At 65.1% G+C, this 24,997-nt stretch carries 24 protein-coding genes and 2 pseudogenes; 9 read left to right on the forward strand and 17 right to left on the reverse strand.

Annotated elements, in window-relative coordinates; genetic code table 11:
• Positions 1-109: 109 nt before the first annotated feature.
• The 3 genes from OU419_RS02305 to OU419_RS02315 all read left to right on the forward strand — a co-directional run bounded on the left by OU419_RS02305 (position 110) and on the right by OU419_RS02315 (position 2,112).
• Entirely contained in the window at positions 110-610 is a 501-nt protein-coding gene (locus OU419_RS02305) for a chemotaxis protein CheW (RefSeq protein WP_254470081.1), read from the forward strand.
• A gap of 8 nt (positions 611-618) precedes the next feature.
• The gene (locus tag OU419_RS02310; protein WP_254470082.1) at positions 619-1,416 is read left to right on the forward strand and encodes an AraC family transcriptional regulator; all 798 of its coding nucleotides are present in this window, start codon (positions 619-621) and stop codon (positions 1,414-1,416) included.
• An 81-nt stretch (positions 1,417-1,497) separates the two neighbouring features.
• Positions 1,498-2,112 (forward strand): LysE family transporter, encoded by a 615-nt coding sequence (locus OU419_RS02315; protein ID WP_254470083.1) that lies wholly within the window; start codon positions 1,498-1,500, stop codon positions 2,110-2,112.
• Between the two features lie 45 nt (positions 2,113-2,157).
• On the opposite strand, the gene OU419_RS02320 is transcribed toward OU419_RS02315, so the two are convergent.
• Together OU419_RS02320 and OU419_RS02325 are read right to left on the reverse strand one after the other, a co-directional pair.
• Entirely contained in the window at positions 2,158-2,877 is a 720-nt protein-coding gene (locus OU419_RS02320; protein ID WP_254470084.1) for a 16S rRNA (uracil(1498)-N(3))-methyltransferase, read from the reverse strand.
• A gap of 66 nt (positions 2,878-2,943) precedes the next feature.
• Entirely contained in the window at positions 2,944-4,347 is a 1,404-nt protein-coding gene (locus tag OU419_RS02325) for an adenosylmethionine--8-amino-7-oxononanoate transaminase (RefSeq protein WP_254470085.1), read from the reverse strand.
• Positions 4,348-4,527: 180 nt separating this feature from the next.
• On the opposite strand from OU419_RS02325, the gene OU419_RS02330 reads away from it, so the two are divergent.
• The 3 genes from OU419_RS02330 to OU419_RS02340 all read left to right on the forward strand — a co-directional run bounded on the left by OU419_RS02330 (position 4,528) and on the right by OU419_RS02340 (position 7,352).
• Positions 4,528-6,015, forward strand: coding sequence for a flavin monoamine oxidase family protein (locus OU419_RS02330; RefSeq protein WP_254470086.1), 1,488 nt, complete (start codon positions 4,528-4,530; stop codon positions 6,013-6,015).
• A 180-nt stretch (positions 6,016-6,195) separates the two neighbouring features.
• Positions 6,196-6,750 (forward strand): cytochrome b, encoded by a 555-nt coding sequence (locus OU419_RS02335; RefSeq protein ID WP_254470087.1) that lies wholly within the window; start codon positions 6,196-6,198, stop codon positions 6,748-6,750.
• 26 nt (positions 6,751-6,776) lie between these two features.
• On the forward strand, positions 6,777-7,352 hold the full coding sequence (locus tag OU419_RS02340; protein WP_254470088.1) for a YceI family protein: 576 nt from the start codon (positions 6,777-6,779) through the stop codon (positions 7,350-7,352).
• A 52-nt stretch (positions 7,353-7,404) separates the two neighbouring features.
• On the opposite strand, the gene OU419_RS02345 is transcribed toward OU419_RS02340, so the two are convergent.
• Positions 7,405-7,839 carry a MarR family transcriptional regulator gene (locus tag OU419_RS02345; protein WP_254470089.1) on the reverse strand — a complete coding sequence of 145 codons (435 nt, stop codon included), beginning with the start codon at positions 7,837-7,839 and terminating at the stop codon, positions 7,405-7,407.
• A gap of 270 nt (positions 7,840-8,109) precedes the next feature.
• Between OU419_RS02345 and mexA the strand changes: the two genes are divergently transcribed.
• Genes mexA through OU419_RS02360 form a run of 3 tightly spaced genes read left to right on the forward strand, consistent with a single transcriptional unit; the run spans position 8,110 to position 13,870 of the window.
• Positions 8,110-9,264: a multidrug efflux RND transporter periplasmic adaptor subunit MexA gene (gene mexA / locus OU419_RS02350; RefSeq protein WP_254470090.1), complete on the forward strand. Its 1,155-nt coding sequence runs from the start codon at positions 8,110-8,112 to the stop codon at positions 9,262-9,264.
• Between the two features lie 15 nt (positions 9,265-9,279).
• Positions 9,280-12,420: an efflux RND transporter permease subunit gene (locus tag OU419_RS02355; RefSeq protein WP_254470091.1), complete on the forward strand. Its 3,141-nt coding sequence runs from the start codon at positions 9,280-9,282 to the stop codon at positions 12,418-12,420.
• Between the two features lies 1 nt (position 12,421).
• The gene (locus OU419_RS02360) at positions 12,422-13,870 is read left to right on the forward strand and encodes an AdeC/AdeK/OprM family multidrug efflux complex outer membrane factor (RefSeq protein WP_254470092.1); all 1,449 of its coding nucleotides are present in this window, start codon (positions 12,422-12,424) and stop codon (positions 13,868-13,870) included.
• Between the two features lie 222 nt (positions 13,871-14,092).
• Here OU419_RS02360 and OU419_RS02365 read toward each other — a convergent pair whose 3' ends face one another.
• The 14 genes and pseudogenes from OU419_RS02365 to ubiE form a co-directional block, all read right to left on the reverse strand.
• Entirely contained in the window at positions 14,093-14,521 is a 429-nt protein-coding gene (locus OU419_RS02365; protein ID WP_254470093.1) for a UPF0158 family protein, read from the reverse strand.
• A gap of 100 nt (positions 14,522-14,621) precedes the next feature.
• Complete coding sequence (locus OU419_RS28955; protein WP_408004943.1) at positions 14,622-15,494, reverse strand: methyl-accepting chemotaxis protein; 873 nt, start codon at positions 15,492-15,494, stop codon at positions 14,622-14,624.
• Positions 15,495-15,527: 33 nt separating this feature from the next.
• Positions 15,528-16,568, reverse strand: a pseudogene (locus OU419_RS28960) (methyl-accepting chemotaxis protein); the annotation flags it as partial.
• Positions 16,569-16,799: 231 nt separating this feature from the next.
• The gene (locus OU419_RS28965) at positions 16,800-17,672 is read right to left on the reverse strand and encodes a methyl-accepting chemotaxis protein (protein WP_408004944.1); all 873 of its coding nucleotides are present in this window, start codon (positions 17,670-17,672) and stop codon (positions 16,800-16,802) included.
• 48 nt (positions 17,673-17,720) lie between these two features.
• Positions 17,721-18,752, reverse strand: a pseudogene (locus OU419_RS28970) (methyl-accepting chemotaxis protein); the annotation flags it as partial.
• A gap of 145 nt (positions 18,753-18,897) precedes the next feature.
• A complete protein-coding gene (locus OU419_RS02380; protein ID WP_254470096.1) occupies positions 18,898-19,605 on the reverse strand; it encodes a 16S rRNA (uracil(1498)-N(3))-methyltransferase in 708 nt (235 codons plus the stop codon).
• The gene (gene tatC / locus OU419_RS02385; RefSeq protein WP_254470097.1) at positions 19,602-20,399 is read right to left on the reverse strand and encodes a twin-arginine translocase subunit TatC; all 798 of its coding nucleotides are present in this window, start codon (positions 20,397-20,399) and stop codon (positions 19,602-19,604) included. Before tatC ends, OU419_RS02380 begins: the two co-directional genes overlap by 4 nt.
• On the reverse strand, positions 20,396-20,878 hold the full coding sequence (tatB, locus tag OU419_RS02390) for a Sec-independent protein translocase protein TatB (RefSeq protein ID WP_254470098.1): 483 nt from the start codon (positions 20,876-20,878) through the stop codon (positions 20,396-20,398). Before tatB ends, tatC begins: the two co-directional genes overlap by 4 nt.
• A gap of 11 nt (positions 20,879-20,889) precedes the next feature.
• On the reverse strand, positions 20,890-21,135 hold the full coding sequence (locus OU419_RS02395) for a twin-arginine translocase TatA/TatE family subunit (RefSeq protein WP_254470099.1): 246 nt from the start codon (positions 21,133-21,135) through the stop codon (positions 20,890-20,892).
• Between the two features lie 24 nt (positions 21,136-21,159).
• Positions 21,160-21,498 (reverse strand): phosphoribosyl-ATP diphosphatase, encoded by a 339-nt coding sequence (locus OU419_RS02400; RefSeq protein ID WP_045212901.1) that lies wholly within the window; start codon positions 21,496-21,498, stop codon positions 21,160-21,162.
• The gene (gene hisI, locus OU419_RS02405; RefSeq protein ID WP_254470100.1) at positions 21,488-21,901 is read right to left on the reverse strand and encodes a phosphoribosyl-AMP cyclohydrolase; all 414 of its coding nucleotides are present in this window, start codon (positions 21,899-21,901) and stop codon (positions 21,488-21,490) included. The genes OU419_RS02400 and hisI overlap by 11 nt, the downstream gene beginning before the upstream one ends.
• 81 nt (positions 21,902-21,982) lie before the next feature.
• Positions 21,983-23,590 carry a ubiquinone biosynthesis regulatory protein kinase UbiB gene (gene ubiB, locus OU419_RS02410; protein WP_254470101.1) on the reverse strand — a complete coding sequence of 536 codons (1,608 nt, stop codon included), beginning with the start codon at positions 23,588-23,590 and terminating at the stop codon, positions 21,983-21,985.
• A complete protein-coding gene (locus tag OU419_RS02415) occupies positions 23,587-24,213 on the reverse strand; it encodes a ubiquinone biosynthesis accessory factor UbiJ (protein WP_254470359.1) in 627 nt (208 codons plus the stop codon). Before OU419_RS02415 ends, ubiB begins: the two co-directional genes overlap by 4 nt.
• Positions 24,210-24,992: a bifunctional demethylmenaquinone methyltransferase/2-methoxy-6-polyprenyl-1,4-benzoquinol methylase UbiE gene (gene ubiE, locus OU419_RS02420; RefSeq protein WP_254470102.1), complete on the reverse strand. Its 783-nt coding sequence runs from the start codon at positions 24,990-24,992 to the stop codon at positions 24,210-24,212. Before ubiE ends, OU419_RS02415 begins: the two co-directional genes overlap by 4 nt.
• Positions 24,993-24,997 lie beyond the last annotated feature (5 nt).

Raw genomic sequence — 24,997 nt, forward strand, 5'->3', positions numbered from 1 at the left:
CGCCAGGGGCGCTACCATTGCCTGCGCCCTGTATCTGGCCCGGCGGGCCTGGTCGCAGCGGGCGGCTTGCGCCAGAACGAATACAGACCCTACCGAGCGGAGTGGTTCGATGAGTGATCTTCCCGTGGCCAAGGAAAGCGGCCAGAGCGCCGCGCCAGCCAATGCCGCGCCGAGCAGTCTGACCGGCCTGCTGGTGCCGCTGGCTGACCGCAACCTGTTGCTGCCCAACGTGGCTGTGGCCGAACTGATCACCTATCGCGCCCCGCAACCGGTCGCCGGGTTGCCGTCCTGGTATCTGGGCCAGGTGGCCTGGCGCGATCTGCGCCTGCCGCTGCTGTCCTTCGAGGCTGCTTCCGGCGGTCAGGCACAGGTCAGCGCGGGGGCCCGCGTACTGGTGCTCAACGCCCTCGGCGGGCGGGCCAACGTCAAATTCCTCGCCCTGCTGGTGCAGGGTATTCCGCGCTCGCTGAAGGTCGGTGCCGATCTGCAGCGCGCCGATGCGCCCCTGGCGCCGCTGGAGCTGGATGCGGTGAACCTGGGCGATGAGCAGGCGCGAATTCCAGATCTGGTCGCATTGGAGCAGATGCTGGCCGACTCCGGCCTGATCTGAGCCTGCCGATGTCCGGCATGCGCCTCGCCCAGTTGGGTGACCATCCCGGCTTCGAGGTGGCGAGCGCGACGCTGGGCGGCCATGCCTTCGAGCGCCATAGCCACGACGAATTCGTGATCAGCGCCAACCTGCGCGGCGAAGAGCGGGTGTGGCTCGACGGGCGCAGTTTCGAGGCCGGCCCCGGCACGCTCACCAGCTATAACCCCGGACAAATCCAGGGCGGCGGCGTTGCCGACGGCCAGCCCTGGCAGTTCGTCAGCCTGTATGTCGCACCGGAGCCGCTGGCTGCGGCGCTCGGGGTGGCGCGAGTGGAGTTCGAGCGTCCGGCCGAGCGCCTGCCTGCGCTGGCGGTGGCGATGGCGGATGCGGTGGAGCGAGTCCTGTGTGGCGATGGCTTCGTCCGGCAGCGCGGCGAGGAACGCCTGACCCTGTTGCTGGCCGAGGTGGCGCAGGCGATGGGTGTGCGGCTGCCGCGGCAGGCCGATGCGGCGGATGGCCGGATCGCCGAATTGCAGGAGTGGCTGGCGGCTGACCTCGCACGCCAACCCAGCCTGGACGAGATGGCGGCACACCTTGGGCTCTCCAAGTTTCACCTGCTGCGCAGCTTCCAGCGTCGGGTCGGGCTCAGCCCCCGGCAATGGGCGATGCAATTGCGTACGCGCCGCGCCCAGTCGCTGCTGCGAGTCGGCTTGCCGGCTACCGAGGTCGCCCATGTGCTGGGCTTCGCCGATCAGAGCCACCTCAACCGGCATTTCCGCGCCGCCTACGGGCTCTCGCCGGGTAGCTACCAACGCGCTCTCGGTTGAGCAGCGCAATCGGGTTCAAGTGCATCGGCGCCGTCCGGCGGATACTGCTGCGGTCCCGCTTTCCGCCAGGAGCCTGTTCCCATGTTGACCTTGTTTTTCGCCGCGCTGCTGTTCGGCATCGTGTTCTGCCTCTCTCCCGGTGCCGTGCTGGCCGAAACGCTGCGGCGTGGCCTGAAAGGAGGATTTCGCCCTGCGTTGCTGGTGCAGTTCGGCTCGCTGATCGGCGATGCGGTCTGGGCGTTGATCGGCCTGACCGGACTGGCGCTCTTGCTCGGTCATGAGACCTTGCGTCTGCCGCTGACGCTGGCCAGCGCCGCCTACCTGGCCTGGCTGGGCGTGCAGAGCCTGCGCGATGCGCGGCGCGTCGGTGTGGTGGAGGAGGGCGATGCCGGCGAGCATAACGCCGGGGCCTTTGCCTCCGGGGCCATGCTGTCGTTGTCGAATCCGAAGAATATCGTCTACTGGGGTGCGCTCGGCGGTGCCTTGAGCGGCCTTGTTGCTGGAGTGCCGACCCTGGCCGATTCGCTGGTGTTCTTCGCCGGCTTCATGACTGCATCGGTGCTCTGCTGCTTTTTCTGCGCCGCGCTGGTGGACTGGCTGCGGCGTAATGCTTCGCCGCGCTGGCATCGCGTCAGCCACGCGCTGTGCGGCTTGGTCCTGTTGGTGCTGGCGGGGCTGGCTCTGCGCGGAGTCTGAGATGTGTGGTGGACGGGGCTTGTCCCGCCCACTCTGCGCAAAGCGCTAGAAATCGCCCCAAAGCTGCTGGGCCACGCTCAGCGCGACGACCGGCGCTGTCTCGGTGCGCAGCACTCGCGGGCCAAGCCTGGCGGCATGGAAGCCAGCGCCTTTGGCCTGCTCCACTTCGGCGTCGCTCAGGCCGCCTTCCGGGCCGATCAGGAAGGCCAGGCTGGACGGTTTGTCATGGCTGGTCAGCGGTTCGGCCACCGGATGCAGCACCAGCTTGAGCTGCGCGTCGCAGCTTTCCAGCCACTCCGCCAGAGTGACAGGCGCGTTGAGCACCGGTAGCACCGAGCGGCCGCACTGCTCGCAGGCGCTGATCGCGACCTGGCGCCAATGGGCCATGCGCTTGTCGGCGCGTTCGTCCTTCAGGCGGACTTCGCAGCGCTCGCTGACGATCGGGGTGATCTCGCTGGCGCCCAGCTCGGTGGCTTTCTGGATCGCCCAGTCCATTCGTTCGCCGCGGGACAGCCCTTGGCCAAGGTGAACGCGCAACGGCGATTCCGGCTGGCCGTCGAGAGCTTCGCGCAGCTCCACGCGCACGTTCTTCTTGCCCACTTCGATCAGTTCGCCCAGGTACTCGCGGCCCGAGCCGTCGAACAGTTGCACGGCGTCACCCGTTGTGTGGCGCAGCACGCGGCCGATGTAGTGGGCCTGGGCTTCGGGCAGCTCGTGCTGGCCGAGGGAGAGCGGGGCGTCGATGAAGAAACGGGAGAGGCGCATGGTGGTGTCGGACAAGAAGGGGGAAAGCGGCAAGCTTAAAGCTTTCGGCCTGCCGCTTGTAGCCGATCAGCCCGGATCGCGGTGGTCCGGGTGGAAATCGCTGACCGCGACGCTGACCGCATCGCGGGTGGCGATGTCGATGCCTTCGCTGGCGACCTCGGCCAGGAAGTCGATCTGCTCCGGGGTGATGATGTACGGCGGCAGGAAGTACACCACGCTGCCCAGCGGGCGCAGCAGCGCGCCGCGTTCAAGGCCGTGCTGGAAGACCTTCAGGCCACGCCGCTCCTGCCACGGGTAGGCGGTCTTGCCGGCTTTGTCTTGGACCATCTCGATGGCGAGGATCATGCCGGTCTGGCGGATTTCCGAAACATGCGGATGGTCGGCCAGGTGCTCGGTGGCGCTGGCCATGCGCGCGGCAAGGGTCTTGTTGGCCTCGATCACATTGTCCTGCTCGAAGATGTCCAGCGTCGCCAGGGCGGCGGCACACGCCAACGGGTTGCCGGTGTAGGTGTGCGAGTGGAGGAAAGCGCGCAGGGTGGAGTAGTCGTCGTAGAAGGCCTGGTAGACGTTCTCGGTGGTGAGTACCGCGCTCATCGCCAGGTAGCCGCCGGTGAGCGCCTTTGACAGCACCAGGAAGTCCGGGGTGATGGCGGCCTGCTCGCAGGCGAACATCGTGCCGGTACGACCGAAGCCAACGGCGATCTCGTCGTGGATCAGGTGCACGCCATAGCGGTCGCACGCTTCGCGCAGCAGCTTGAGGTAGACCGGATGGTACATGCGCATGCCGCCGGCGCCCTGTACCAGGGGTTCTACGATCACCGCGGCGACTTCCTTATGGTGGCGTTCCAGGGCCTGTTCCATCTCGGCGAACATCGTCCGCGAGTGCTCTTCCCAGGTCACGCCGTCGGGGCGCAGGTAGCAGTCCGGGGTCGGCACCTTGATGGTGTCCATCAGCAGCGACTTGTAGGTCTCGGTGAACAGTGCCACGTCGCCCACCGACATCGCTGCCACGGTTTCGCCGTGATAGCTGTTGGTCAAGGTGATGAAGCGCTTCTTGTCCGGTTGCCCGAGGTTCTGCCAGTAGTGGTAGCTCATCTTCAGCGCCACTTCGATGCCGGCCGAGCCGCTGTCGGCGTAGAACACCCGCGTCAGCCCTTCCGGGGTGAGGCGCACCAGGCGCTCGGACAGCTCGATGACCGGCGCATGGCTGAAGCCGGCCAGGATGACGTGTTCCAGTTGGTCGACTTGGTCCTTGATGCGCTGGTTGATGCGCGGATTGGCGTGGCCGAACACGTTGACCCACCAGGAGCTGACGGCGTCGAGGTAGCGCTTGCCCTCGAAGTCCTCCAGCCAGATGCCTTCGCCCCGGCGGATCGGGATCACCGGCAGGCGCTCGTGGTCTTTCATCTGGGTGCAGGGGTGCCAGAGTACGCTGAGGTCGCGCTGCATCCACTCGGCATTAAGGCCCATTGGGTTCTCCTGGTCATACTGGCGACTTCTATGGTCGCGCAAGCCTATGCAATGCACTTCAGATGAACAAGGACCCGCTCCGGGACACATGCTTCGCGCAGCCGACGGAGACGTCTGGTCGGCCTTCGGGCGCTGGCGTATGCTGCGCGCCTTTGCACCATTTCGGTTGGGGACCTGGCGATGAAGATGGGATGGCTGCGCGCCGCGGCGCTGCTTACTCTGGGGGTGTTCAGTGCAGTTGCGCTGGGCAAGGACAAACAGCCAACGGCCATCGTGGTCGGCGGCGGGCTGGCGGGCCTTTCCGCGGCCTATGAGCTGCAGCAGGGCGGCTGGCAGGTCACCCTGCTCGAAGCCAAGCCGCAGGTAGGTGGCCGTTCGGGCCTGGCCACCAGTGAGTGGATCGGCAACAGCAAGGCCCAGCCAACGCTCAATGCCTACCTGAACACGCTGAAGGTCACGGCCGTTCCGGCGCCGGATTTCGTGCGCACGCCCAGCTACCTGATCGACGGCGTCTACTACTCCAGCAGCGACCTGAAGCAGAAGATGCCAGCCGTGGCCGCCGATCTGGAGCGCTTCGAGAAGTCCCTGAACGAGTTGTCCGCCTCCATCGACGATCCGCTCAACCCGCTGGCTAACAAGACCCTGTTCGCTCTCGACCAGCTCACCGCCGCGCGCTGGCTGGACAAGCTGAACCTGTCGCCGACCGCGCGCCTGCTGGTCAACCAGCGCATCCGTTCGCACTACGACGAGCCGTCGCGCCTGTCGCTGCTCTACCTCGCCCAGCAGGGCCGCGTATACCGTGGCGTCGACGACCGTGACCTGCGCGCGGCGCGTCTGCCCGGTGGCAGCCAGGTTCTGGCGCAGGCCTTCGTCAAGCAGATCAAGACCATCAAGACCAACGCCAAGGTCACCTCCATCAGCCAGGACAAGGACGGCGTGACCGTCAAGGTCGGTCCTACCGGCTACAGCGCCGACTACCTGGTGCTGGCCGTGCCGCTGCGCGCACTGGGCAACATCACCCTGACTCCGGGCCTGAACGAGAAGCAACTGGCGGCGCTCAAGGGCACCAACTACGGCTGGCGCGACCAGATCCTGATGAAGTTCAAGCGCCCGGTGTGGGACGACAAGACTCGCCTGTCCGGCGAGATCTACAGCGACCAGGGCCTGGGCATGATCTGGGTCGAGCCTGCGACCAAGGGCGGCGCAAACGTGCTGATCAACCTGTCTGGCGACAACGCCCGCGTGATGCAGGCCTTCGGTGACCGCCAGCTCTCCGAGCAGGTGCTGATCCGCATGAACAAGTACTACCCGAAGATGCGCGGTGCCTACGACGGCTACGAAATGCGTCGCTACAGCATCGACGCCGGTACGGGTGGTTCCTACCTGGCCTATGGTCCGGGCCAGATCAGCCGCTTCTGGCGTGTGTGGGAGACCCCGGTGTCCCGCGTGGCTTTCGCTGGCGAACATACCGACGCGCTCTATCCAGGCACCATCGAAGGCGCCCTGCGCAGCGGCAAGCGTGCTGCCAGCCAGGTTCGCGACCTGTACGCCGGCAAGACTCCGGTGATCGAAGGCAGCGCCGTGGCCCAGAACAAGCCGGCCGCCAGCGACAATCCGGGCGGCGGCAAGAGCGAGAAGAAAGGCGTGCTGTCCTGGCTGCCATTCTGATCGAAGTCGCTACGATCGATGCAATGCCGGCGTAAGCCGGCATTGTCGTTTTCAGGCTCTGGAACGCATGTTTCAGAGCTGATCTATCTTGTCAGTCGATGTTTCAAAGCAGGATTTTCTGCTTTTATTCGATGGATTTGCCGCTAGTCTTGAGGCTCCGATTTTCAAGGAAGTCCCTCGATGCAGTTGCGCAATTCCCCCGCCCGCTATGGCCTGGTCAGCCTGATCCTGCACTGGGGCAGCGCACTGGTGGTCTTCGGCCTGTTCGGCCTGGGCCTCTGGATGCGTGAACTGGACTACTACGACACCTGGTACCACCGCGCCCCTGAAATCCATAAGGGCATCGGTATCCTGTTGCTCGTTGCACTGTTGCTGCGCGTACTCTGGCGCTTTGTCAGCCCGCCCCCGTCGACTCCGGCCAACCACGGCCAGATGACCCGGCTGGCGACCAAGCTGGGCCACCTCGCCCTGTACGCCCTGCTGTTCGCGGTGATGATTGCCGGCTACCTGATCTCCACCGCCGAAGGCAAGCCGATCAGTGTGTTCGGCTGGTTCGACGTTCCCGCCACCATCAGCGGGCTGACAGACCAAGCCGACATCGCCGGGGCTATTCACCTGTACCTCGCCTGGGCGCTGGTGGTGCTGGCCGTGCTGCACGCCCTGGCGGCCCTGAAACACCATTTCATCGATCGCGACGCCACGCTGACACGCATGCTCGGCCGCGCCGCGAAGTAAATCCTCACCCAAAGGGAGATTGTTCAATGCTGAAGAAGACCTTCGCCGCTCTGGCTCTGGGCACCGCGCTGTTCTCCGCCGGCCAGGCTATGGCCGCGGACTACAAGATCGACAAGGAAGGCCAGCACGCCTTCATCGAGTTCCGCATCAAGCACCTTGGCTACAGCTGGCTGTATGGCCGCTTCGATGACTTCGACGGCACCTTTACCTTCGACGAGAAGAACCCGGCCGCCGACAAGGTCAAGGTCACCATCAACACCAACAGCGTGAACTCCAACCACGCCGAGCGTGACAAGCACCTGCGCAGCCCGGACTTCCTCAACGTCGGCAAGAATCCGACCGCGACCTTCGAGTCCACTGGGGTGAAGGCCGATGGCAAGAATGCCGAGATCACCGGCAACCTGACCCTGAACGGCGTGACCAAGCCGGTTACCATCAAGGCCGAGCTGATCGGTCAGGGCGATGACCCCTGGGGCGGCTACCGCGCGGGCTTCCTCGGTACTACCACGCTCAAGCTGAAGGACTTCAACATTCAGCGCGACCTCGGCCCGGCTTCCCAGGAAGTCGAGTTGACCCTGTCGGTCGAGGGGGTGCGTCAATAAGACGCGAGAATGCGAAAACGCCGGCGAATGCCGGCGTTTTCGTTTGTGCGGTTCACTCTGCGTGGGCCGCCAGGCACTGCTGGAGCAGGCGCATGAGCAGTTGTTGCTCGGCGTCGTCCAGCGGTGCGAACAAATCGTCATGGGTTCGTGCGAGGATGGCCTGCGTGCGTTCTCCGACGCTCTTCCCGGTCTCCGTGAGGAATAGCTGGAAGCTGCGCTGGTCGTCGGGATTGCGCTCGCGCCGTACCAGCCCGAGAGACTCCATTTCGCGGATCTTGCGAGTGATCAGCGCCTTGTCGCGGCACAGTTTGCGCCCTAGGCTCTGCAGGCTCTGGCCGGCGTCGGCGCCGATCAGTTCGAGCAGGCGAATATCCGGCGGGGTGAGGTCGATGCCTTCCGCGCAAAGCTGCTCCTGGAGGCGCTCGCGCAGATGGTCGAGTACCTCCGTCAGGGTCTGCGGCAGCTCGGGATTAACGCTATGGGTCATCGGCTCGGTCACGGTAAACCTTGTGTAAATCAGGTTGATCGGCTCAACCATTTTTTCGTATTTTAGTTGATGTTATCAACTTTGTTGGTCATAGCGGCCGCCCTGCAGGAAATCTACTTCGAATTCAGCCTTTCGCTAAATCGTTTCAGTAGGTTTCCCTCAGGGCTTTCGGGCGTTTACAAACAGGGTTGGATGTAAGTATTTTGGCCAGCTTTTCCGGACCGGCAAGCCCACAGCCACCCCGGATGCTTTGCTCACGAGGACAACGATATGCAACGAACGCCAGCCATGCGCGCTCTGGTACCGGCACTGCTCGTCGCGATGGCGACCCTTGCCGGCTGCGACAAGGGCGAAGCTCCGCAGCAGAAGCCTATCCCTGAAGTCGGGGTAGTGACCCTGCAAGCGCAGGAGGTGACGTTGAGCACCGAGCTGCCCGGCCGCACGACTGCGTATCGCATCGCCGAAGTCCGCCCGCAGGTCAATGGCATCATCCTCAAGCGTCTCTTCAAGGAAGGCAGCGACGTCAAGGAAGGCCAGCAGCTCTACCAGATCGACCCTTCTACCTACGAGGCGACCTACCAGAGCGCACAGGCCAACCTTGTTTCCAGCCAGCAGCAGGCCGAGCGCTACAAGGAACTGGTCAAGGACGAGGCGGTGAGCAAGCAGCAATACGCCGATGCCCAGGCTGCCTACCTGCAGGCGAAAGCCGCGGTGGACAGCGCCAAGATCAACCTGCGCTACACCAAGGTGTACTCGCCGATTTCCGGCCGCATCGGCCGTTCCTCGGTGACCGAAGGCGCGCTGGTGCAGAACGGCCAGGCCAGCGCGATGGCCACCGTGCAGCAACTTGACCCGATCTATGTCGACGTCACCCAGCCTTCCACTTCGCTGATCCGTCTGCGTCGCGAGCTGGCTGCCGGCCAACTGGAGAAGGCCGGCGAGAATGCCGCCAAGGTCAAGCTGTTCCTTGAGGACGGCTCCGAGTACCCGCTCGAAGGCCGCCTGGAGTTCTCCGAAGTCTCCGTCGACCAGGGCACCGGCTCGGTCACCGTCCGCGCCATCTTCCCCAACCCGAACAAGGAGCTGCTGCCGGGCATGTTCGTCCACGCGCAGCTGCAGGAAGGCATCAAGAAGCAGGCGATCCTGGCCCCGCAGCAGGGCGTGACGCGTGACTTCCGTGGCCAGGCCACCGCGATGGTGCTGGGCGCCGACGACAAGGTCGAGCTGCGCACCATCAAGGCCGAACGCACCCTGGGGGCCTACTGGCTCGTCACCGACGGCCTGAATCCGGGCGACCGCGTGATTACCGAGGGCCTGCAGTTCGTCCAGCCGGGTGCCCAGGCCAAGGCCGTTCCTGCGAAGAACGTCGCTCCGCTCAACGGCGCCGCCGACAAGCCTGCTGCCGAGCCGGGCAAGCAGGGCTGATCAAGGGGATTCGTAATGTCGAAGTTTTTCATTGACCGGCCCATTTTTGCCTGGGTAATCGCCCTGGTGATCATGCTGGCGGGCGGTCTGTCGATCCTCAAGTTGCCGGTGAACCAATACCCGGCCATTGCGCCGCCGGCCATCGCCATCCAGGTGAGCTACCCGGGGGCCTCCGCCGAAACGGTGCAGGACACCGTGGTCCAGGTGATCGAGCAGCAGATGAACGGTCTCGACCATCTGCGCTACATCTCCTCGGAGAGCAACTCCGACGGCAGCATGACCATCACCGTGACCTTCGACCAGGGCACCAGCCCTGACATCGCCCAGGTCCAGGTGCAGAACAAGCTGCAGCTCGCCACGCCGCTTCTGCCGCAGGAAGTGCAGCAGCAGGGCATCCGCGTGACCAAGGCGGTGAAGAACTTCCTGATGGTGGTCGGCGTCGTCTCCACCGACGGCAGCATGACCAAGGAAGACTTGTCGAACTACATCGTTTCCAACATCCAGGACCCGCTGTCGCGGACTGCCGGTGTGGGCGACTTCCAGGTGTTCGGCTCGCAGTACGCCATGCGCATCTGGCTCGACCCGGCCAAGCTCAACAGCTACCAGATGACCCCGGGTGACGTGAAGGCCGCGATCCAGGCGCAGAACGTGCAGATCTCCTCCGGCCAGTTGGGCGGCCTGCCCGCGGTGAAGGGGCAGCAACTCAACGCCACCATCATCGGCAAGACCCGCCTGCAGAGCGCCGAGCAGTTCAAGGAAATCCTGCTCAAGGTGAATGCCGACGGCTCCCAGGTTCGTCTCAAGGACGTCGCCGACGTGGCCCTGGGCGGCCAGGACTACAGCATCAACGCCCAGTTCAACGGCAAGCCGGCCTCCGGTATTGCGATCAAGCTGGCGACCGGCGCCAACGCGCTGGATACCGCCAAGTCGATCCGCGCGACCCTGAGCACGCTGGAGCCGTTCTTCCCGCAGGGCATGAAGATCGTTTACCCGTACGACACCACCCCGGTGGTTTCCGCTTCCATCCATGAGGTCGTGAAGACCCTGGGCGAAGCGATTCTGCTGGTGTTCCTGGTGATGTACCTGTTCCTGCAGAACTTCCGCGCCACGCTGATTCCGACGATCGCCGTGCCGGTGGTGCTGCTGGGCACCTTCGGCGTACTCGCCGCCTTTGGCTTCTCGATCAACACCCTGACCATGTTCGGTATGGTGCTGGCCATCGGTTTGCTGGTGGACGATGCCATCGTCGTGGTGGAAAACGTCGAGCGGGTGATGGCCGAGGAAGGCCTGTCGCCGCGCGAGGCGGCGCGCAAGTCGATGGGACAGATCCAGGGCGCCCTGGTGGGTATCGCGCTGGTGCTGTCGGCGGTGTTCCTGCCGATGGCATTCTTCGGCGGCTCCACCGGTGTGATCTACCGCCAGTTCTCCATCACCATCGTTTCGGCGATGGCGCTGTCGGTGCTGGTGGCGCTGATCCTCACGCCGGCGCTCTGCGCCACCATGCTCAAGCCCATCGAGAAGGGCGACCACGGCGAGCACAAGCGCGGGTTCTTCGGCTGGTTCAACCGCATGTTCCTGTCCACCACCCACGGCTACGAGCGTGGCGTTGCATCGATCCTCAAGCACCGCTTCCCGTATCTGCTGATGTACGTGGTCATTCTCGGCGGCATGATCTGGCTGTTCACCCGTATCCCCACCGCGTTCCTTCCCGACGAAGACCAGGGCGTACTGTTCGCCCAGGTACAGACGCCGGCGGGCTCTTCCGCCGAGCGCACCCAGGTGGTGGTCGACGCGATGCGTTCCTACCTGCTGGAAGAGGAAAGCAGCTCGGTGGCCTCGGTGTTCACCGTGACCGGCTTCAACTTCGCCGGCCGTGGCCAGAGCTCGGGCATGGCGTTCATCATGCTCAAGCCCTGGGAAGAGCGTCCGGGCGCGGAAAACAGCGTGTTCGCGCTGGCCCAGCGTGCCCAGCAGCACTTCTTCACCTTCAAGGACGCGATGGTGTTCGCCTTCGCCCCGCCAGCGGTACTCGAACTGGGTAACGCCGTGGGCTTCGACATCTTCCTCCAGGACCAGGCAGGCGTTGGGCATGAAGTGCTGATGCAGGCGCGCAACCAGTTCCTCGGCCTGGCCGCGCAGAACCCTGCGCTGCAGCGCGTACGTCCCAACGGTCTGAACGACGAGCCGCAGTACAAGCTGCTGATCGACGACGAGAAAGCCAGCGCTCTGGGCGTGTCGCTCGCCGATATCAACAGCACCATCTCCATCGCCTGGGGTTCGAACTACGTCAACGACTTCATCGACCGCGGCCGTGTGAAGAAGGTCTACCTGCAAGGTCGTCCGAACGCGCGGATGAGCCCGGAAGACCTGGACAAGTGGTACGTGCGCAACAACGTCGGCGAGATGGTGCCGTTCAGTGCCTTCGCCACTGGCGAATGGAGCTACGGTTCGCCAAAGCTTGCGCGCTACAACGGCGTGCCGGCGATGGAGATCCTCGGTGAACCGGCTCCGGGCCGCAGTACCGGTGATGCGATGCTGGCGGTCGAGGAGATCGTCAAGCAACTGCCCAAGGGCGTTGGCTACTCATGGACCGGCCTGTCCTACGAGGAGCGGCTGTCCGGCTCCCAGGCTCCGGCGCTCTATGCACTGTCGCTAATCGTGGTGTTCCTCTGCCTCGCGGCGCTGTACGAGAGCTGGTCGATTCCGTTCTCGGTCATGCTGGTGGTGCCGCTCGGGGTCATCGGTGCGCTGTTGGCGACGTCCATGCGCGGCCTGTCCAACGACGTGTTCTTCCAGGTAGGTCTGCTGACGACCATCGGCCTGTCGGCGAAGAACGCGATCCTGATCGTCGAATTCGCCAAGGAGCTGCACGAGCAGGGCAAGGGCATCGTCGAGGCGGCCATTGAGGCGTGCCGGATGCGTCTGCGTCCGATCGTCATGACCTCGCTGGCATTCATTCTCGGCGTGGTGCCGCTGGCGATTTCCTCCGGCGCCGGCTCGGGCAGCCAGCATGCGATCGGTACCGGCGTGATCGGCGGCATGGTCACTGCGACCGTCCTGGCGATCTTCTGGGTGCCGTTGTTCTACGTGGTGGTGAGTACGCTGTTCAAGGACGCTGCGTCCAAGGAACAGGAAACCACCGAGAAGGGGCATTGATATGAGAAAGTCCTTCCTGTCCCTCGCGATTGCGGCAGCCGTGCTTTCCGGCTGCTCGCTGATCCCTGACTACGAGCGCCCCGAGGCGCCCGTGGCAGGGGCTTACCCGCAGGGCGAAGCCTACGATGCGGCGCAGCCGGCCAACGCCGGCGCCGACATCGGCTGGCGTGAGTTCTTCAAGGACCCGCAACTGCAGCGACTGATCGAAGTGTCGCTGGAAAATAACCGTGACCTGCGCGTTGCCGCACTGAACATCGAAGCCTACCGGGCACAGTACCGCATCCAGCGGGCTGACCTGTTCCCGGCGGTGGACGCTGGCGTGACTGGCTCGCGCCAGCACGTGCCGGCCGACCTGTCGACCACCGGCAGCTCGATGATCAGCAGCCAGTACGGTGCGACTCTGGGCATCACCGCCTGGGAAATCGACCTGTTCGGCCGCCTGCGCGCCCTGCGTGACCAGGCACTGGAGCAGTACTTCGCCAGCGAAGAAGCACGCCGCAGCACCCAGACCAGCCTGGTGGCCAATGTCGCCAACGCCTACCTGACGCTGCGCGCCGACCAGGCCCAACTGCAGCTCACTCGCGACACCCTGGGTACCTACCAGAAGAGCTACGACCTGACCAAGCGCAGCTACGACGTCGGCGTGGCGTCGGCACTGGACCTGCGACAAGCGCAGACTTCGGTGGAGAGCGCCCGCGCGACCCTGGCCCAGTACACCCGCCTGGTGGCTCAGGACCAGAACGCCCTGGTGCTGCTGCTTGGCACTGGCATGCCGGCCGACCTGCCCAAGGGCCGGGGCCTGGGCGACGAGTTGCTGGCCACCGTGCCAGCGGGCCTGCCCTCCGAGTTGCTGCAGCGCCGCCCGGATATCCTTCAGGCCGAACACCAGCTCAAGGCCGCCAACGCCAATATCGGCGCGGCGCGCGCGGCGTTCTTCCCACGCATCAGCCTGACCGCCAACGCGGGCAGCCTGAGCCCGGATCTCTCCGGCCTGTTCGACGCCGGCTCCGGCTCCTGGCTGTTCCAGCCTTCGATCTCCCTGCCGATCTTCAACGCCGGCGCACTGCGCGCCAGCCTGGACCTGGCAAAGGTGCAGAAGGACATCAACGTGGCGCAGTACGAGAAGACCATCCAGACGGCCTTCTCCGAGGTTGCCGATGGTCTTGCCGCGCGCGGTACATTCAACGAGCAACTGCAGGCGCAGCGCGCGTTGGTGGACGCCAGCAGCGAGTACTACCGCCTGGCGGACAAACGCTACCGCACCGGTGTGGACAACTACCTGACCCTGCTCGATGCACAGCGCTCGCTGTTCAGCGCGCAGCAGCAGTTGATCAGCGACCGCCTGAACCAGTTGACCAGCGAGGTGAACCTGTACAAGGCCCTCGGCGGCGGTTGGCAGGCATCGGCGGCGCAGTCTCGGCCGATCAAGGACGAGGCGCCGAAAGGCTGATCGCCACGGCTGGAAACGAAAACGCCGCCCGGAAGGGCGGCGTTCTTGTTTGCGGGGCAGGGGCATGCAGCAGCTTCCGGGCGGGATGTGTCCTGCATTGCGATTCGCCTTCGAGGGCTTCCAGCGAGGCATCCGCCAGGGCGCAAGGACATCCAAACCCAAGAAGCATCACGACGCAGCTCCGCTCCACACCACCCTGCGAACGTGGCAAGGCTGTCGCTTCTACAGCATCGCGCGGCGCGTCGCCGGCTGGATGTGGTTGTCCGCGAGCCAGTCCAGTGCGCACTCGCGCAGGCGTTCGCCCTGATAGGCGTACCAGGCCTGCAACAGCTCGGGATACCCCATCAGCACATGGCGGAACGCCTTGAACGGCTTGCGCCCTTCGATGGCGTTGGCCAGGGCGGAATAGGCGTGGGGATCGGGCACTTCGCGCAGGAAGTCCCGCATCAGGTCCAGCGACTGGCCGCTGCTCAGCGGTTCGATGGGCAGAAGTCGCTCGGGTTCGCGGTGCAACAGCTCGGCCAGTTCCGGGTCGGGATCCTCCTCGGGAATCAGCAGCACCTGGCCGCTGAACAGGTCGAGGTAGTGATCGATACCCTGGGTATCGAGCGCGAACGCCAGTTCGTCGAGATCGATGGTCAGTGGGCGCATGGTCACTCTCCCTGTATGGCGAGTGACTGATCCTACGCCATGCGCATTGCAACTGTCCTGCCGAACATGGCCGGCGCCGGAGCACCGGCCATTGTGGCAATCACACGCGGAAGCGTCCGACCTGCAGTTGCAGCTCGTTGCCCAGCCGCGCCAGCTCGGTGCTGGAGCTGGCGGTCTGCTCGCTGGCGGCGGCGGACTGGTCGGCGATCTCGCGCACCTGCACCACGCTGCGGTTGATCTCCTCGGCCACGCTGCTCTGCTGCTCGGCGGCGGAAGCGATTTGCAGGTTCATCCCCTGGATGTCGGCCACCGTGCGAGCGATCTCGCCCAGCGCTTCGCCCGCGCGGCGGGTCAGTTCCACCGAACTGCCGGTCAGGCGGCGGCTGTCGTCCATGCGCATTACCGCATCCTGTGCGCCGCGTTGCAGGGAGGCGATCAGGCTCTCGATCTCTTCGGTCGACTGCTGGGTGCGTTGGGCCAGGCCGCGCACCTCGTCCGCCACCACAGCGAAACCACGGCCTGCTTCGCCCGCGCGGGCGGCCTCGATGGCGGCGTTGAGCGCCAGCAGGTTGGTCTGCTCTGCTACCGACTTGATCACGTCGAGCACACTGCCGATCCTTTCGCTTTCCTTGCGCAGTTGCTCCATCGCTTCGGCGGAGCGGTCCACTTCGTTGGCCAGACGACCGATCTGTGCGACGGCATTCTGCACTACGTGATCGCCCTGGCGGGCCTGCTGGTCGGCCTGCTGCGCCGCGTGCGATGCCTGTTCGGCATTGCGCGCGACCTCCTGTACGGTGGCGGCCATTTCGTGGATGGCACTGGCGACCTGCTCGGTCTCTACACGCTGGGCGTTGACCCCGGCGCGGGTCTGCTCGGTAACCGCCGACAACTCGTCCGCGGCGGTGGCCAGCTGGCTGACGCTGCCGCCGAGCTGGCCGATCAACTGTGCCAGACTTTCACGCATGCGCAGCATCACACGCTGCAACTGGCCCAGCTCATCGCGGCGCTGCACGTTCAGGTCTCGGCTCAGGCCCTGGGAAAGGTCGCCCTGGGCGATGCGCTCGGCCAGTTCCAGCGCCTCGTGCAGGGGGCGGACGATCTGCCGGTTTATGGCCCAGCCGGAGAGCATGCCGAAGGCCAGAGCGAAGGCAGCGACGAGAATCTGCCGGAACTTGGCGGCGGCCGTTTCCGCATCGCTGCGTTGCAGGGTGTCCTGGTACAGGCCGGTGGCGGCACCGAGCATGGCTTCGCTCGCTGCGTTCAGGCCGGTGCGTGCCTGCCGCGTGGCATTCACTCCGTCGCGGAAGTGCTCGATGCCGCTGCGGTATTCCTGCAGCTCCTTCAGCGCGCGGGCCAGGCCATCGGCGGCAATCGCCGGCAGGTTGCTGTGCAGTGCGACAGCGCTGTCGCGCAGTCGGTCGAAAGCGGTGAAGGCCGCCTGCTCGGCACTGGCGGACTGCTCGAAGACATAGCCGCGCACCTGATAGCGGAGCTGCAGCAATTGCTGGTGCAGTTGGCCGAAAGCCTGGACGCTGTGCAGCAGTTGGGCATCGCCGGGCTGCTCGGCGAGCAGCTCGAAGAGTTGCTTGTCCAGGGCCTCGAACGCCTGCAACGCGCGCTGGGCGCTGCCGACAAGGGTGCTGCGAGCCTGGGCGCGCTGGTCGACGGCGCGGCTCAGGCCGCCGAACGCCTGGCGATAGTCGGTCACGGCCTGGCGCGCCGCATCCAGTTGACGGGTATCGATGTCGCTGCCCTTCAGGCGCCGCTCGATCAGTTCGAGCATCTGCGTACTGTGTTGCTCGACGCGCTCTGCCTGGGCACGCTCGCCGCCCAGTTCGAATTGCAGACGGGCCAGGTTGGCCTGCTGGCTGAGATCATTCAGCTCGGTAATGGTCGCCAGTTGCTCGCCGCGCGCGGCCTGGCTGTCCAGGCTACGCAGGCCGCCGAGCAGTACCAGCAGCGTAAGGAACAGGATGATGCCAAAACCCACCACGAGCTTGAGGCTGACGTTGAGACGCCCCAGCTGGACTACTAACCAATCGTACATGTCGAATGCTCCAGACAGACTTCGCCACGAGATCGACGGTTCGCGGCAGGCAGGATCAGGTTGTGGTGCTGGTGAGGCGGGTTTTCTCGGGACGCATCTCCGTGCGTCAGAGGCTATCGGCCGCGATTGTCGGAACTGAAGCGGGAGTTTGTCGTAGTCTGCTCAGGGCGGAGCGGCTGGTGCCGTAAAGGAAAAAGCCCGCATTGCGCGGGCTCTTCTAAACGGAACGGATCAGACGCGGAAGCGGCTGACCAGCATCTGCAGCTCGTTGCCCAGGCGCGCCAGTTCGACGCTGGAAGCGGCGGTCTCCTCACTGGCGGCGGCGGTCTGTTCGGAGATGTCGCGCACATTCATCACGCTGCGGTTGATCTCCTCGGCCACAGCGCTCTGCTGCTCGGAGGCGGCGGCGATCTGCTGGTTCATCGACTGGATGGTCGAGACGGTGCGGGTGATTGCGCCCAGACGCTCGCCGGCGCGGCGGGTCAGATCGACGGTGCTGACGGTGAGGTCGCGGCTGGTTTCCATCATTTGCACAGCCTGCTGGGTGCCGCTTTGCAGCCCGGCGATCAGTTCCTCGATTTCCTCGGTGGAGGACTGGGTGCGTTGCGCCAGGGCGCGCACCTCATCGGCCACCACTGCGAAACCACGGCCGGCGTCGCCAGCGCGGGCGGCCTCGATGGCGGCGTTGAGCGCCAGCAGGTTGGTCTGCTCTGCCACCGCCTTGATCACATCCAGTACGCTGCCGATCTTCTCGCTTTCGCGCTTGAGCTTGAGTACCGACTCGTTGGAGCGGTCGACTTCGTTGGCCAGCCGGTCCATCTGTCCGACCGCTTCATTGACCGCGCCTTCGCCCTCGCGGGCTTCGCGGTCGGCGGCGGAGGCTGCCTCGGAAGCCTCCTCGGCGTTGCGCGCGACTTCCTGCACGGTGGCGGCCATTTCGTTCATGGCAGTGGCGACCTGGTCGGTCTCGGTCTTCTGGTTGTTGACCCCGGCGCTGGTCTGCTCGGTGACGGCGGACAGCTCCTCGGCGGCGCTGGCGATCTGCGTCACGCCGTCGTGAATGCGTCCGATCAGCTCGCGCAGGGACAGGTTCATGCGCTGCATGCTCTTCTGCAACTGGCCCAATTCGTCGGAGCGGCTGGTCGGGATGTTGCGGCTTAGGTCGCCATCGGCGATGCGCTCTGCATGGCCGAGGACCTCGCGCAGCGGGTTGACGATCTGTCCGGTGATCAGCCAGGCCGCTACCACGCCCAGAGCCAGGGCGATGAGCGCAGCCAGGGTCAGCAACGTCTTCGCCTGGGCGACTCCGGCGTCGCGCTTGGCGGTCTGGGTCGTGGTCAGGTCGATGCTGAGCTTCTCGATCTGGGTGCCGGCATCGCGCATGCGGTCGCGCGCGGCCTGGCTCTCGTTGACCTCGTTGCGGTAGGTGGTCAGCGCGTTGCGGTAGGCTTCCAGCGCCTGGAGCGTGGCCGCGAGCTCGGCATTGAGTTCGGCGGGCGAGTCCTTCATGTCGTTCTGCGTTGCCTGGATCACCTGCTGAAGCGCATTGAAGGCGTTCTGTTCAAGGGACTGCGCGTCGGTGCTGGTGTAGGCCATGACCTGCAGGCGTGCCTGCATCATCAGGCGCCCGAGGCTGGCGAGGTCCGCCATGTGCTGGAGGTTTTCCGGATTGCCGCTGCTGACCAGCTTCTTCTCGGCCTTTTCCATTGCCTCGCCGGCGCTGCCGGCTGAGCGGATCAGGGTCTGCTTGGCGGTGTCGCGGCCTTCGTAGGATTTCAGCAACTGGCTGAACAGGCGGCGGTACTCAACGGCCAGTTCATGCTGCTGTTCGATGACGTGACGGTCTTCGTCCTCGCTGAAGCGCTCTTTGAGCGCGCGATGGCGCTGGTCCAGCAGGTCGAGGGTTTCACCTACCAGCCTGGCGTCTTCTGGTGTGCGGGTAGACTGGAATTTCAGGCGGGTGATGCGCAGGTCCTTGGCGATGGCGATCAGTTCGGAAATCTCGCCGAGCTTGTCGCCACGGCTGATGACGCCACTCAGGTTGATCCAGCCGGTTACGGCGATCAGCAGGGTGAGTAACAGCACCAGGCCGAAACCGGAGGCGAGTTTGAGTTTGACACTGAGGTTGTTGAACCAGCGAAACATGAAAGCGGTGCTCCAGGGATAATCAGGGCCGGTACGCATGGCTGAGCAGGAAATGCGCAGAGTGGGGACGACCGGTAGCGCTGGTATCGGCTTGAGTGCCTGGAACTGAAGAGCTTCGAGGTGTTTTTCTGACTGGCGGTTCACGTTGGAGGCCGCGTGGTACCTGGCCTGTAGCGAATCGGTACTAGAACAGGCGTGCCAACAGTGCGGTGACGGCGGTTTCCACGCGCAGGATGCGCTCCCCCAGTTGGACCGGCTCCAGCCCGGCCTCGCGGAGCTTCTCCACCTCGTAGGGAATCCAGCCGCCTTCGGGGCCGATGGCCAGCGTGACCGGCTCGCTGAGCGCGCGCGGGCATTCCGGCCAGGGGCCGGGGTGGCCGATCAGGCCGAGGCTGCCGGCTGCCAGGGCGGGCAGCCGGTCTTCGGCGAAGGGCTTGAAACGCTTCTCGATGATGACCTCGGGCAGCACGGTGTCGCGGGCCTGTTCGAGGCCGAGGATCAGTTGCTCGCGCACCGCGCCGGGTTCGAGGAACGGGGTTTGCCAGAAGCTCTTTTCCACACGGTAGCTGTTGAGCAGCACCAGGCGCGGCACGCCCATAGCGGAGACGGTCTGCAACACGCGGCGGAGCATTTTCGGGCGGGGCAGGGCCAGCAGCAGGGTGATGGGCAGCTTGGCCGGAGGCGGCTGGTCGAAGCGCACTTCCAGTTCCGCTTCGTTGGCGTCCAGGCGCAGCAGACGGCCTTCGCCCATCTGCGCGCCGAGGCGGCCTACGCGCATGCGGTCGCCGCTTTCGGCGCGATGGACTTCCTGCATGTGGGTCAGGCGGCGGTCGCGCAGGATTACGCGGTCCGCCGCGACGAAATCGGCGTCGTCGAGCAGCAGCAGGTTCACGGACGGGTGGCCGGCGGCTGATCGCCCTTGGATTCGTCTTCCGTGGTTTCCGGCCCGCGCTTGCGGATGAGGTGGCTGAACAGCACACCGGCTTCGAAGAGCATCCACATCGGCACTGCCAGCAGGGTTTGCGACAGGGGATCCGGCGGGGTGAGGATCATGCCGACCACGAAGCAACCGATGATCACGTAGGGACGGATTTTCTTCAGGTAGGCTACGTCGACCACGCCGATCCACACCAGCAGCACGGTGGCTACCGGAATCTCGAAAGCCAGGCCGAAGGCGAACAGCAGGGTGAGGAAGTCCAGGTAGCTGTTGATGTCGGTCATCGGCGTCACCCCTTCCGGGGCCTGGCCGAGGAAGAAGTGGAACATCAGCGGGAATACCAGGAAGTACGCGAAGGCCATGCCGGCATAGAACAGCACGATGCTGGAAGCTAGCAGCGGCAGGGCGACGCGCTTCTCGTGCTTGTACAGGCCGGGTGCGATGAAGCCCCAGACCTGCGCAAGAATTACCGGCATCGCCAGCAGCAGCGCCACGATCATGGTCAGCTTCAGCGGTGCGAGGAAGGCCGAGGCAGGGTCGATGGCGATCATCGTGGCGCCTTCGGGCAGGAAGCGCCGCAGAGGCTCGGATGCCAGGGCGTATATCTTCTGTGAGAAGTACAGCAGGCCGATGAAGATCACGAAAATCGCGATCACGCAGCGCAGCAGGCGCGTGCGCAGCTCGGTCAGATGCGAGACCAGGGGCATTTCCTGGTCGTGTTCGGGCTGGTCGGGTCTTTCGGCGCTCATGGGGTACGCGGCGTCTCGGGCGAGGCTGGCGGCTGGCTGGCGGCTGGCGCCGGGGGCGCGTCTGTCGGCTCGGCCGGTGCGGTGGGGGCCGTTTCCGGGCTGGCGGCAGGCTCGGTGCTCGCGCCCGGCAGGTTGTTCAGGCGGCTATTGGGAGCGATGGTCGGTGCCGCTGGCGGAGTTTGCGCCTGCGACTGCGGATTCAGGCCGTCCTGGACCTGGGATTGCAGGTCGGTCAGCGGCGCCATCAGCTTCTTCGCCTCCTGCTCCATCTGCAGGATGTGCTCGTTGTGCAGCTGTCGGCGGATTTCATCCGCACCCAGCTCGCGCTCCACTTCCTGCTTGATGGCGTTGAAGCTGCGCTTTAGCCGACCAATCCAGAGACCGGCAGTACGCGCCGCTCCCGGCAGGCGCTCGGGGCCGAGCACCAGCAGGGCGACGAGGCCGACCAGCAGCAGTTCGCTGAAGCTGATACCAAACATGGCTTATCCCATCAGTCCTTGCGCGCCGGCTCTTCGACCTTCTGCGCCTGGGCGTCGATGGTGTGCGGCTGGTTCAGCGGCTGAGTGGGGGCGGCGGGCTGGTCCTTCTTCTCGTCTTCCTCGGTGTTCATCGCCTTGCGGAAGCCCTTGATGGCTTCGCCGACGTCCGAGCCGAGGTTCTTCAGGCGCTTGGTGCCGAAGACCAGCACAACGACGATCAGGATGACTACCCAGTGTTTCCAGTCAAAGATGCCCATCTTGTTCTCCTCGAATTGTTCGTATCAGGCCGACGGCTGGCGTGCTGCTTTCTCGTCGTGCCCGGAAAGGCCGAAGCGGCGATCCAGTTCGTCCAATACCGCCTGCGGGTGCTGGCCGAGGGCGGCGAGCATCACCAGGGAATGGAACCAGAGGTCGGCCGTTTCGTAGATCAGGTCCGTGCAGTCACCGCTCGCGGCGGCGTCCTTGGCGGCAAGAATGGTTTCCACCGATTCCTCGCCGACCTTTTCCAGAATCTTGTTCAGGCCCTTGTGGTAGAGGCTGGCCACATAGGAGCTGTCCGGTGCGGCATTCTTGCGCGCTTCGAGGACTTCCGCCAGACGGGCGAGGGTATCAGTGCTCATGGGGCTTTCCAGTACCTGCATGGGAGTAAATGGCGTCCGGGTCCTTGAGCACCGGGTCGACGGTCTGCCAGGCGCCGTTTTCGAACACCCGGTAGAAGCAGCTCTCGCGGCCGGTATGGCAGGCGATGCCGCCCAGTTGCTCGACCATCAGGATCACGACGTCGGCATCGCAGTCCAGGCGCAGCTCGTGCAGCTTCTGCACATGCCCGGACTCCTCGCCTTTGCGCCACAGCTTGCCGCGCGAGCGCGACCAGTAGATGGCGCGGCCTTCGGCGGCGGTCAGGGCCAGGGATTCGCGGTTCATCCAGGCCATCATCAACACGCGCCCGGTGCGGTAGTCCTGGGCGATGGCCGGTACCAGGCCATCGGCATTCCAGTGAATTTCGTCCAGCCAGTCTTTCATTTCGGGTTCCGTACGGCGGGCACGGGGTGCCCGGAGCCACTGTCTACAACGGTTAAGTGTGCCAGCCAGGGCGGCGACTGGCTATCGGCGAAGGATCAGATACAGACCGCCGGCCAGCATGGCCCAGGCGGGCCAGGCCGCGAGGCTGTGAGTTGCAAGACCCGTTTCGGCAGCGCCGGCGACCAGCACGGCACCTATCAGGCGAGAGGGCCAGGCGCTGGCCATGCCGGAGTGGGTATCGGCAGCTCGGCGTTCGGCCTGTGGCTCGCGGGATAGCCGTTCGAGCGTGTCGCGGGTCATCTGCGCGAGGTGTGGCAGTTGCTCGATGTGTTGCTGGGCATTGCGCAGCAGGGTGCCGGGGCTGACACGTTCGCGCATCCAGCGTTCGAGGAACGGCTGGGCGGTGGTCCACAGGTCCAGCTCCGGGTAGAGCTGACGGCCCAGGCCTTCGATGTTCAGCAGGGTCTTCTGCAACAGCACCAGTTGCGGCTGCACTTCCATGTTGAAGCGGCGCGCAGTCTGGAACAGGCGCAGGAGCACCTGGCCGAAGGAGATGTCCTTGAGCGGCTTCTCGAAGATCGGCTCGCATACGGTGCGGATCGCGGCTTCGAAGTCGTTGACCTTGGTTTGGGCCGGTACCCAGCCCGAGTCGATGTGCAACTGGGCGACCTTGCGGTAGTCGCGCTTGAAGAAGGCGATCAGGTTACGTGCCAGGTAGTCCTGGTCTTCGTCGGTGAGGCTGCCGACGATGCCGCAGTCCACCGCAATGTACTGCGGGCTCCACGGCGTGCGGGTACTGACGAAGATGTTGCCGGGGTGCATGTCGGCGTGGAAGAAGCTGTCGCGGAACACCTGGGTGAAGAAGATCTCCACGCCGCGCTCGGCCAGCGCCTTGAAGTCGGTGCGCTGGTCGCGCAGGGTCGCAAGGTCGGTGACCGGGATGCCGTAGATGCGCTCCATCACCAGCACCTTGGGGCGGCACCAGTCCCAGTACACCTGGGGTACGTAGAGCAGCGGCGAGCCTTCGAAGTTGCGCCGCAGCTGCGAGGAGTTGGCCGCTTCGCGGAGCAGGTCCAGTTCGTCGTAGATGGTTTTCTCGTAGTCGCTGACCACTTCTGCGGGGTGCAGGCGGCGGGCGTCGGCGGAAATGCGCTCGGCAGTGCGCGCGAGGATATGCAGCCACGCGATATCGGAGCGAATCACCGGCTCCAGATTCGGGCGGATCACCTTCACCACCACTTCCTCGCCGGTCTTCAACTGTGCGGCATGGACTTGGGCTACCGAGGCGGATGCCAGTGGTTCGCGTTCGAAGCGGGAAAATACCTGCTCGATCTTCGCTCCCAGTTGCTCCTCGATCCGCGCTACTGCGAGGTCCGGCGGGAACGGAGGCACCTTGTCCTGCAGGCGGGCCAGTTCGTTGGCGATGTCGTCCGGCAGCAGGTCGCGGCGGGTGGAGAGGATCTGCCCGAACTTGATGAAAATCGGCCCGAGGTCTTCCAGGGCCAGGCGCAGGCGCTCGCCACGGTTCAGTTGCATCGGCTTGCGGGGCAGCCAGCGCCACGGCAGCAGGCCGCCGACCAGGCGCAGCCACCAGGGGAGGAAGGGCAGGTCGAGGACCATGTCGTCGAGTCGGTAGCGGATCGCCACGCGCTGGATGCGCAGCAGGCGGCGGAAGGCGAGCAGCTTCATGCGTCGGGCTTGATCTTCTGGGTCATGCGCGTGATGCGCGCGTCGAGGCGGTCGAGGGCGATCTTCAGTTGGTCCAGCTCGGCGAAGCGGGCTTCGGCCTCATGCTGGCCGACCAGAGTTCGGCTTTCCTCGGCGAGATAGTCTGCAAGACTCAGGCGCAGGCTTTCCAGGCTGTCGCCAGCCCAGGCCATGCCGCCGCGCAGGCGCGCGCCCAGCAGGTGAGCAGGCACCGGGCCGAGCCAGCGGGAAACTTCGAACTCCCAGTCCAGCTCCAGGCTCTGGAGGATGTCGGCCAGCTCCAGGAGCATCGCGCTGTCGCCACCCATTTCCACTTCGGGGCTGTGCAGCACGCGCGTCTTGTCCCGCGCCACCGCCAATTGCAAGAGGCTGCCCGCAGGGGCGCGCAGGGTGCAGTCGGCCTCGGCTTCGTGGTGCGCGGCGAGGTGCAGGCCGTCGGCGTCGGGCAGGATGAACAGTCGCAGCATCGGGGCCTGGCAATCCACTTCCAGCACTTTGCCGGAAAGCCGGCCCAGGCGTCGCAGCGCCACGCCGTCCAGCCGCAGGACGCGGTTGAGGGTGGCTTCGGCGCTGGCCAGCGCGGCCTGGGTCAGCAGGATCATCAGGGCTTGATGCCGCGGTGCAGGGCGACGATGCCGCCGGTCATGTTGTGGTAGGTGACGCGGTCGAAACCGGCCTCCACCATCATCGACTTCAGGGTTTCCTGGTCGGGGTGCATGCGGATCGACTCGGCCAGGTAGCGATAGCTCTCGGAGTCGTTGGTGACCAGCTTGCCCATCAGCGGCAACAGGGTGAAGGAGTAGGCGTCGTAGGCCTTGGACAGCAGGCCGCTGGTAGGCTTGGAGAACTCCAGCACCAGAAGGCGGCCGCCCGGCTTGAGCACCCGCAGCATGGAGCGGATGGCTTCGTCCTTGTGGGTGACGTTGCGCAGGCCGAAGGCGATGGTCACCGCGTCGAAGTAGTTGTCCGGGAAGGGCAGCTTCTCGGCGTCGGCCTGGACGAAGCTGACATTGCCGACGACGCCGCTGTCGAGCAGCTTGTCGCGGCCGACCTTGAGCATCGAGGCGTTGATGTCGGCCAGCACCACTTCGCCGGTCGGGCCGACCAGGCGGGAGAACTGGCGGGTCAGGTCGCCTGTGCCGCCGGCGATGTCCAGCACCCGGTTGCCGGCGCGCACGCCGGACAGCTCGATGGTGAAGCGTTTCCACAGTCGATGGACGCCGCCGGACATCAGGTCGTTCATCAGGTCGTACTTGGCCGCGACCGAATGGAACACCTCGGCGACCTTCTCGGCCTTCTCGCTCTCGCGCACGGTCTTGTAGCCGAAGTGCGTGGTGGGATCGGCGCTGTCCTGGCCGGCTTGGGGCTTGCGCGGTTCGCTCATGGCAT

It is taken from the genome of Pseudomonas triclosanedens (genome assembly GCF_026686735.1).
In the GTDB taxonomy this organism is placed as follows: Bacteria; Pseudomonadota; Gammaproteobacteria; order Pseudomonadales; family Pseudomonadaceae; genus Pseudomonas; species Pseudomonas triclosanedens.

Bases quoted from the DNA above. Each gene is read 5' to 3' on its own strand.
- OU419_RS02335 (WP_254470087.1), top strand. From the start codon at position 6,196: ATGCAGTTGCGCAATTCCCCCGCCCGCTATGGCCTGGTCAGCCTGATC.
- OU419_RS02400 (WP_045212901.1), bottom strand. From the start codon at position 21,498: ATGAGCACTGATACCCTCGCCCGTCTGGCGGAAGTCCTCGAAGCGCGC.
- OU419_RS02320 (WP_254470084.1), bottom strand. From the start codon at position 2,877: ATGCGCCTCTCCCGTTTCTTCATCGACGCCCCGCTCTCCCTCGGCCAG.
- OU419_RS28965 (WP_408004944.1), bottom strand. From the start codon at position 17,672: ATGCAGCGCATGAACCTGTCCCTGCGCGAGCTGATCGGACGCATTCAC.
- OU419_RS02360 (WP_254470092.1), top strand. From the start codon at position 12,422: ATGAGAAAGTCCTTCCTGTCCCTCGCGATTGCGGCAGCCGTGCTTTCC.
- OU419_RS02330 (WP_254470086.1), top strand. From the start codon at position 4,528: ATGAAGATGGGATGGCTGCGCGCCGCGGCGCTGCTTACTCTGGGGGTG.
- OU419_RS02340 (WP_254470088.1), top strand. From the start codon at position 6,777: ATGCTGAAGAAGACCTTCGCCGCTCTGGCTCTGGGCACCGCGCTGTTC.
- OU419_RS02355 (WP_254470091.1), top strand. From the start codon at position 9,280: ATGTCGAAGTTTTTCATTGACCGGCCCATTTTTGCCTGGGTAATCGCC.
- tatB (WP_254470098.1), bottom strand. From the start codon at position 20,878: ATGTTTGGTATCAGCTTCAGCGAACTGCTGCTGGTCGGCCTCGTCGCC.
- ubiE (WP_254470102.1), bottom strand. From the start codon at position 24,992: ATGAGCGAACCGCGCAAGCCCCAAGCCGGCCAGGACAGCGCCGATCCC.
- OU419_RS02395 (WP_254470099.1), bottom strand. From the start codon at position 21,135: ATGGGCATCTTTGACTGGAAACACTGGGTAGTCATCCTGATCGTCGTT.
- ubiB (WP_254470101.1), bottom strand. From the start codon at position 23,590: ATGAAGCTGCTCGCCTTCCGCCGCCTGCTGCGCATCCAGCGCGTGGCG.
- OU419_RS02305 (WP_254470081.1), top strand. From the start codon at position 110: ATGAGTGATCTTCCCGTGGCCAAGGAAAGCGGCCAGAGCGCCGCGCCA.
- OU419_RS02310 (WP_254470082.1), top strand. From the start codon at position 619: ATGTCCGGCATGCGCCTCGCCCAGTTGGGTGACCATCCCGGCTTCGAG.
- tatC (WP_254470097.1), bottom strand. From the start codon at position 20,399: ATGAGCGCCGAAAGACCCGACCAGCCCGAACACGACCAGGAAATGCCC.
- OU419_RS02365 (WP_254470093.1), bottom strand. From the start codon at position 14,521: ATGCGCCCACTGACCATCGATCTCGACGAACTGGCGTTCGCGCTCGAT.
- mexA (WP_254470090.1), top strand. From the start codon at position 8,110: ATGCAACGAACGCCAGCCATGCGCGCTCTGGTACCGGCACTGCTCGTC.
- hisI (WP_254470100.1), bottom strand. From the start codon at position 21,901: ATGAAAGACTGGCTGGACGAAATTCACTGGAATGCCGATGGCCTGGTA.
- OU419_RS02325 (WP_254470085.1), bottom strand. From the start codon at position 4,347: ATGGGCCTTAATGCCGAGTGGATGCAGCGCGACCTCAGCGTACTCTGG.
- OU419_RS02345 (WP_254470089.1), bottom strand. From the start codon at position 7,839: ATGACCCATAGCGTTAATCCCGAGCTGCCGCAGACCCTGACGGAGGTA.
- OU419_RS02315 (WP_254470083.1), top strand. From the start codon at position 1,498: ATGTTGACCTTGTTTTTCGCCGCGCTGCTGTTCGGCATCGTGTTCTGC.
- OU419_RS28955 (WP_408004943.1), bottom strand. From the start codon at position 15,494: ATGCTGCGCATGCGTGAAAGTCTGGCACAGTTGATCGGCCAGCTCGGC.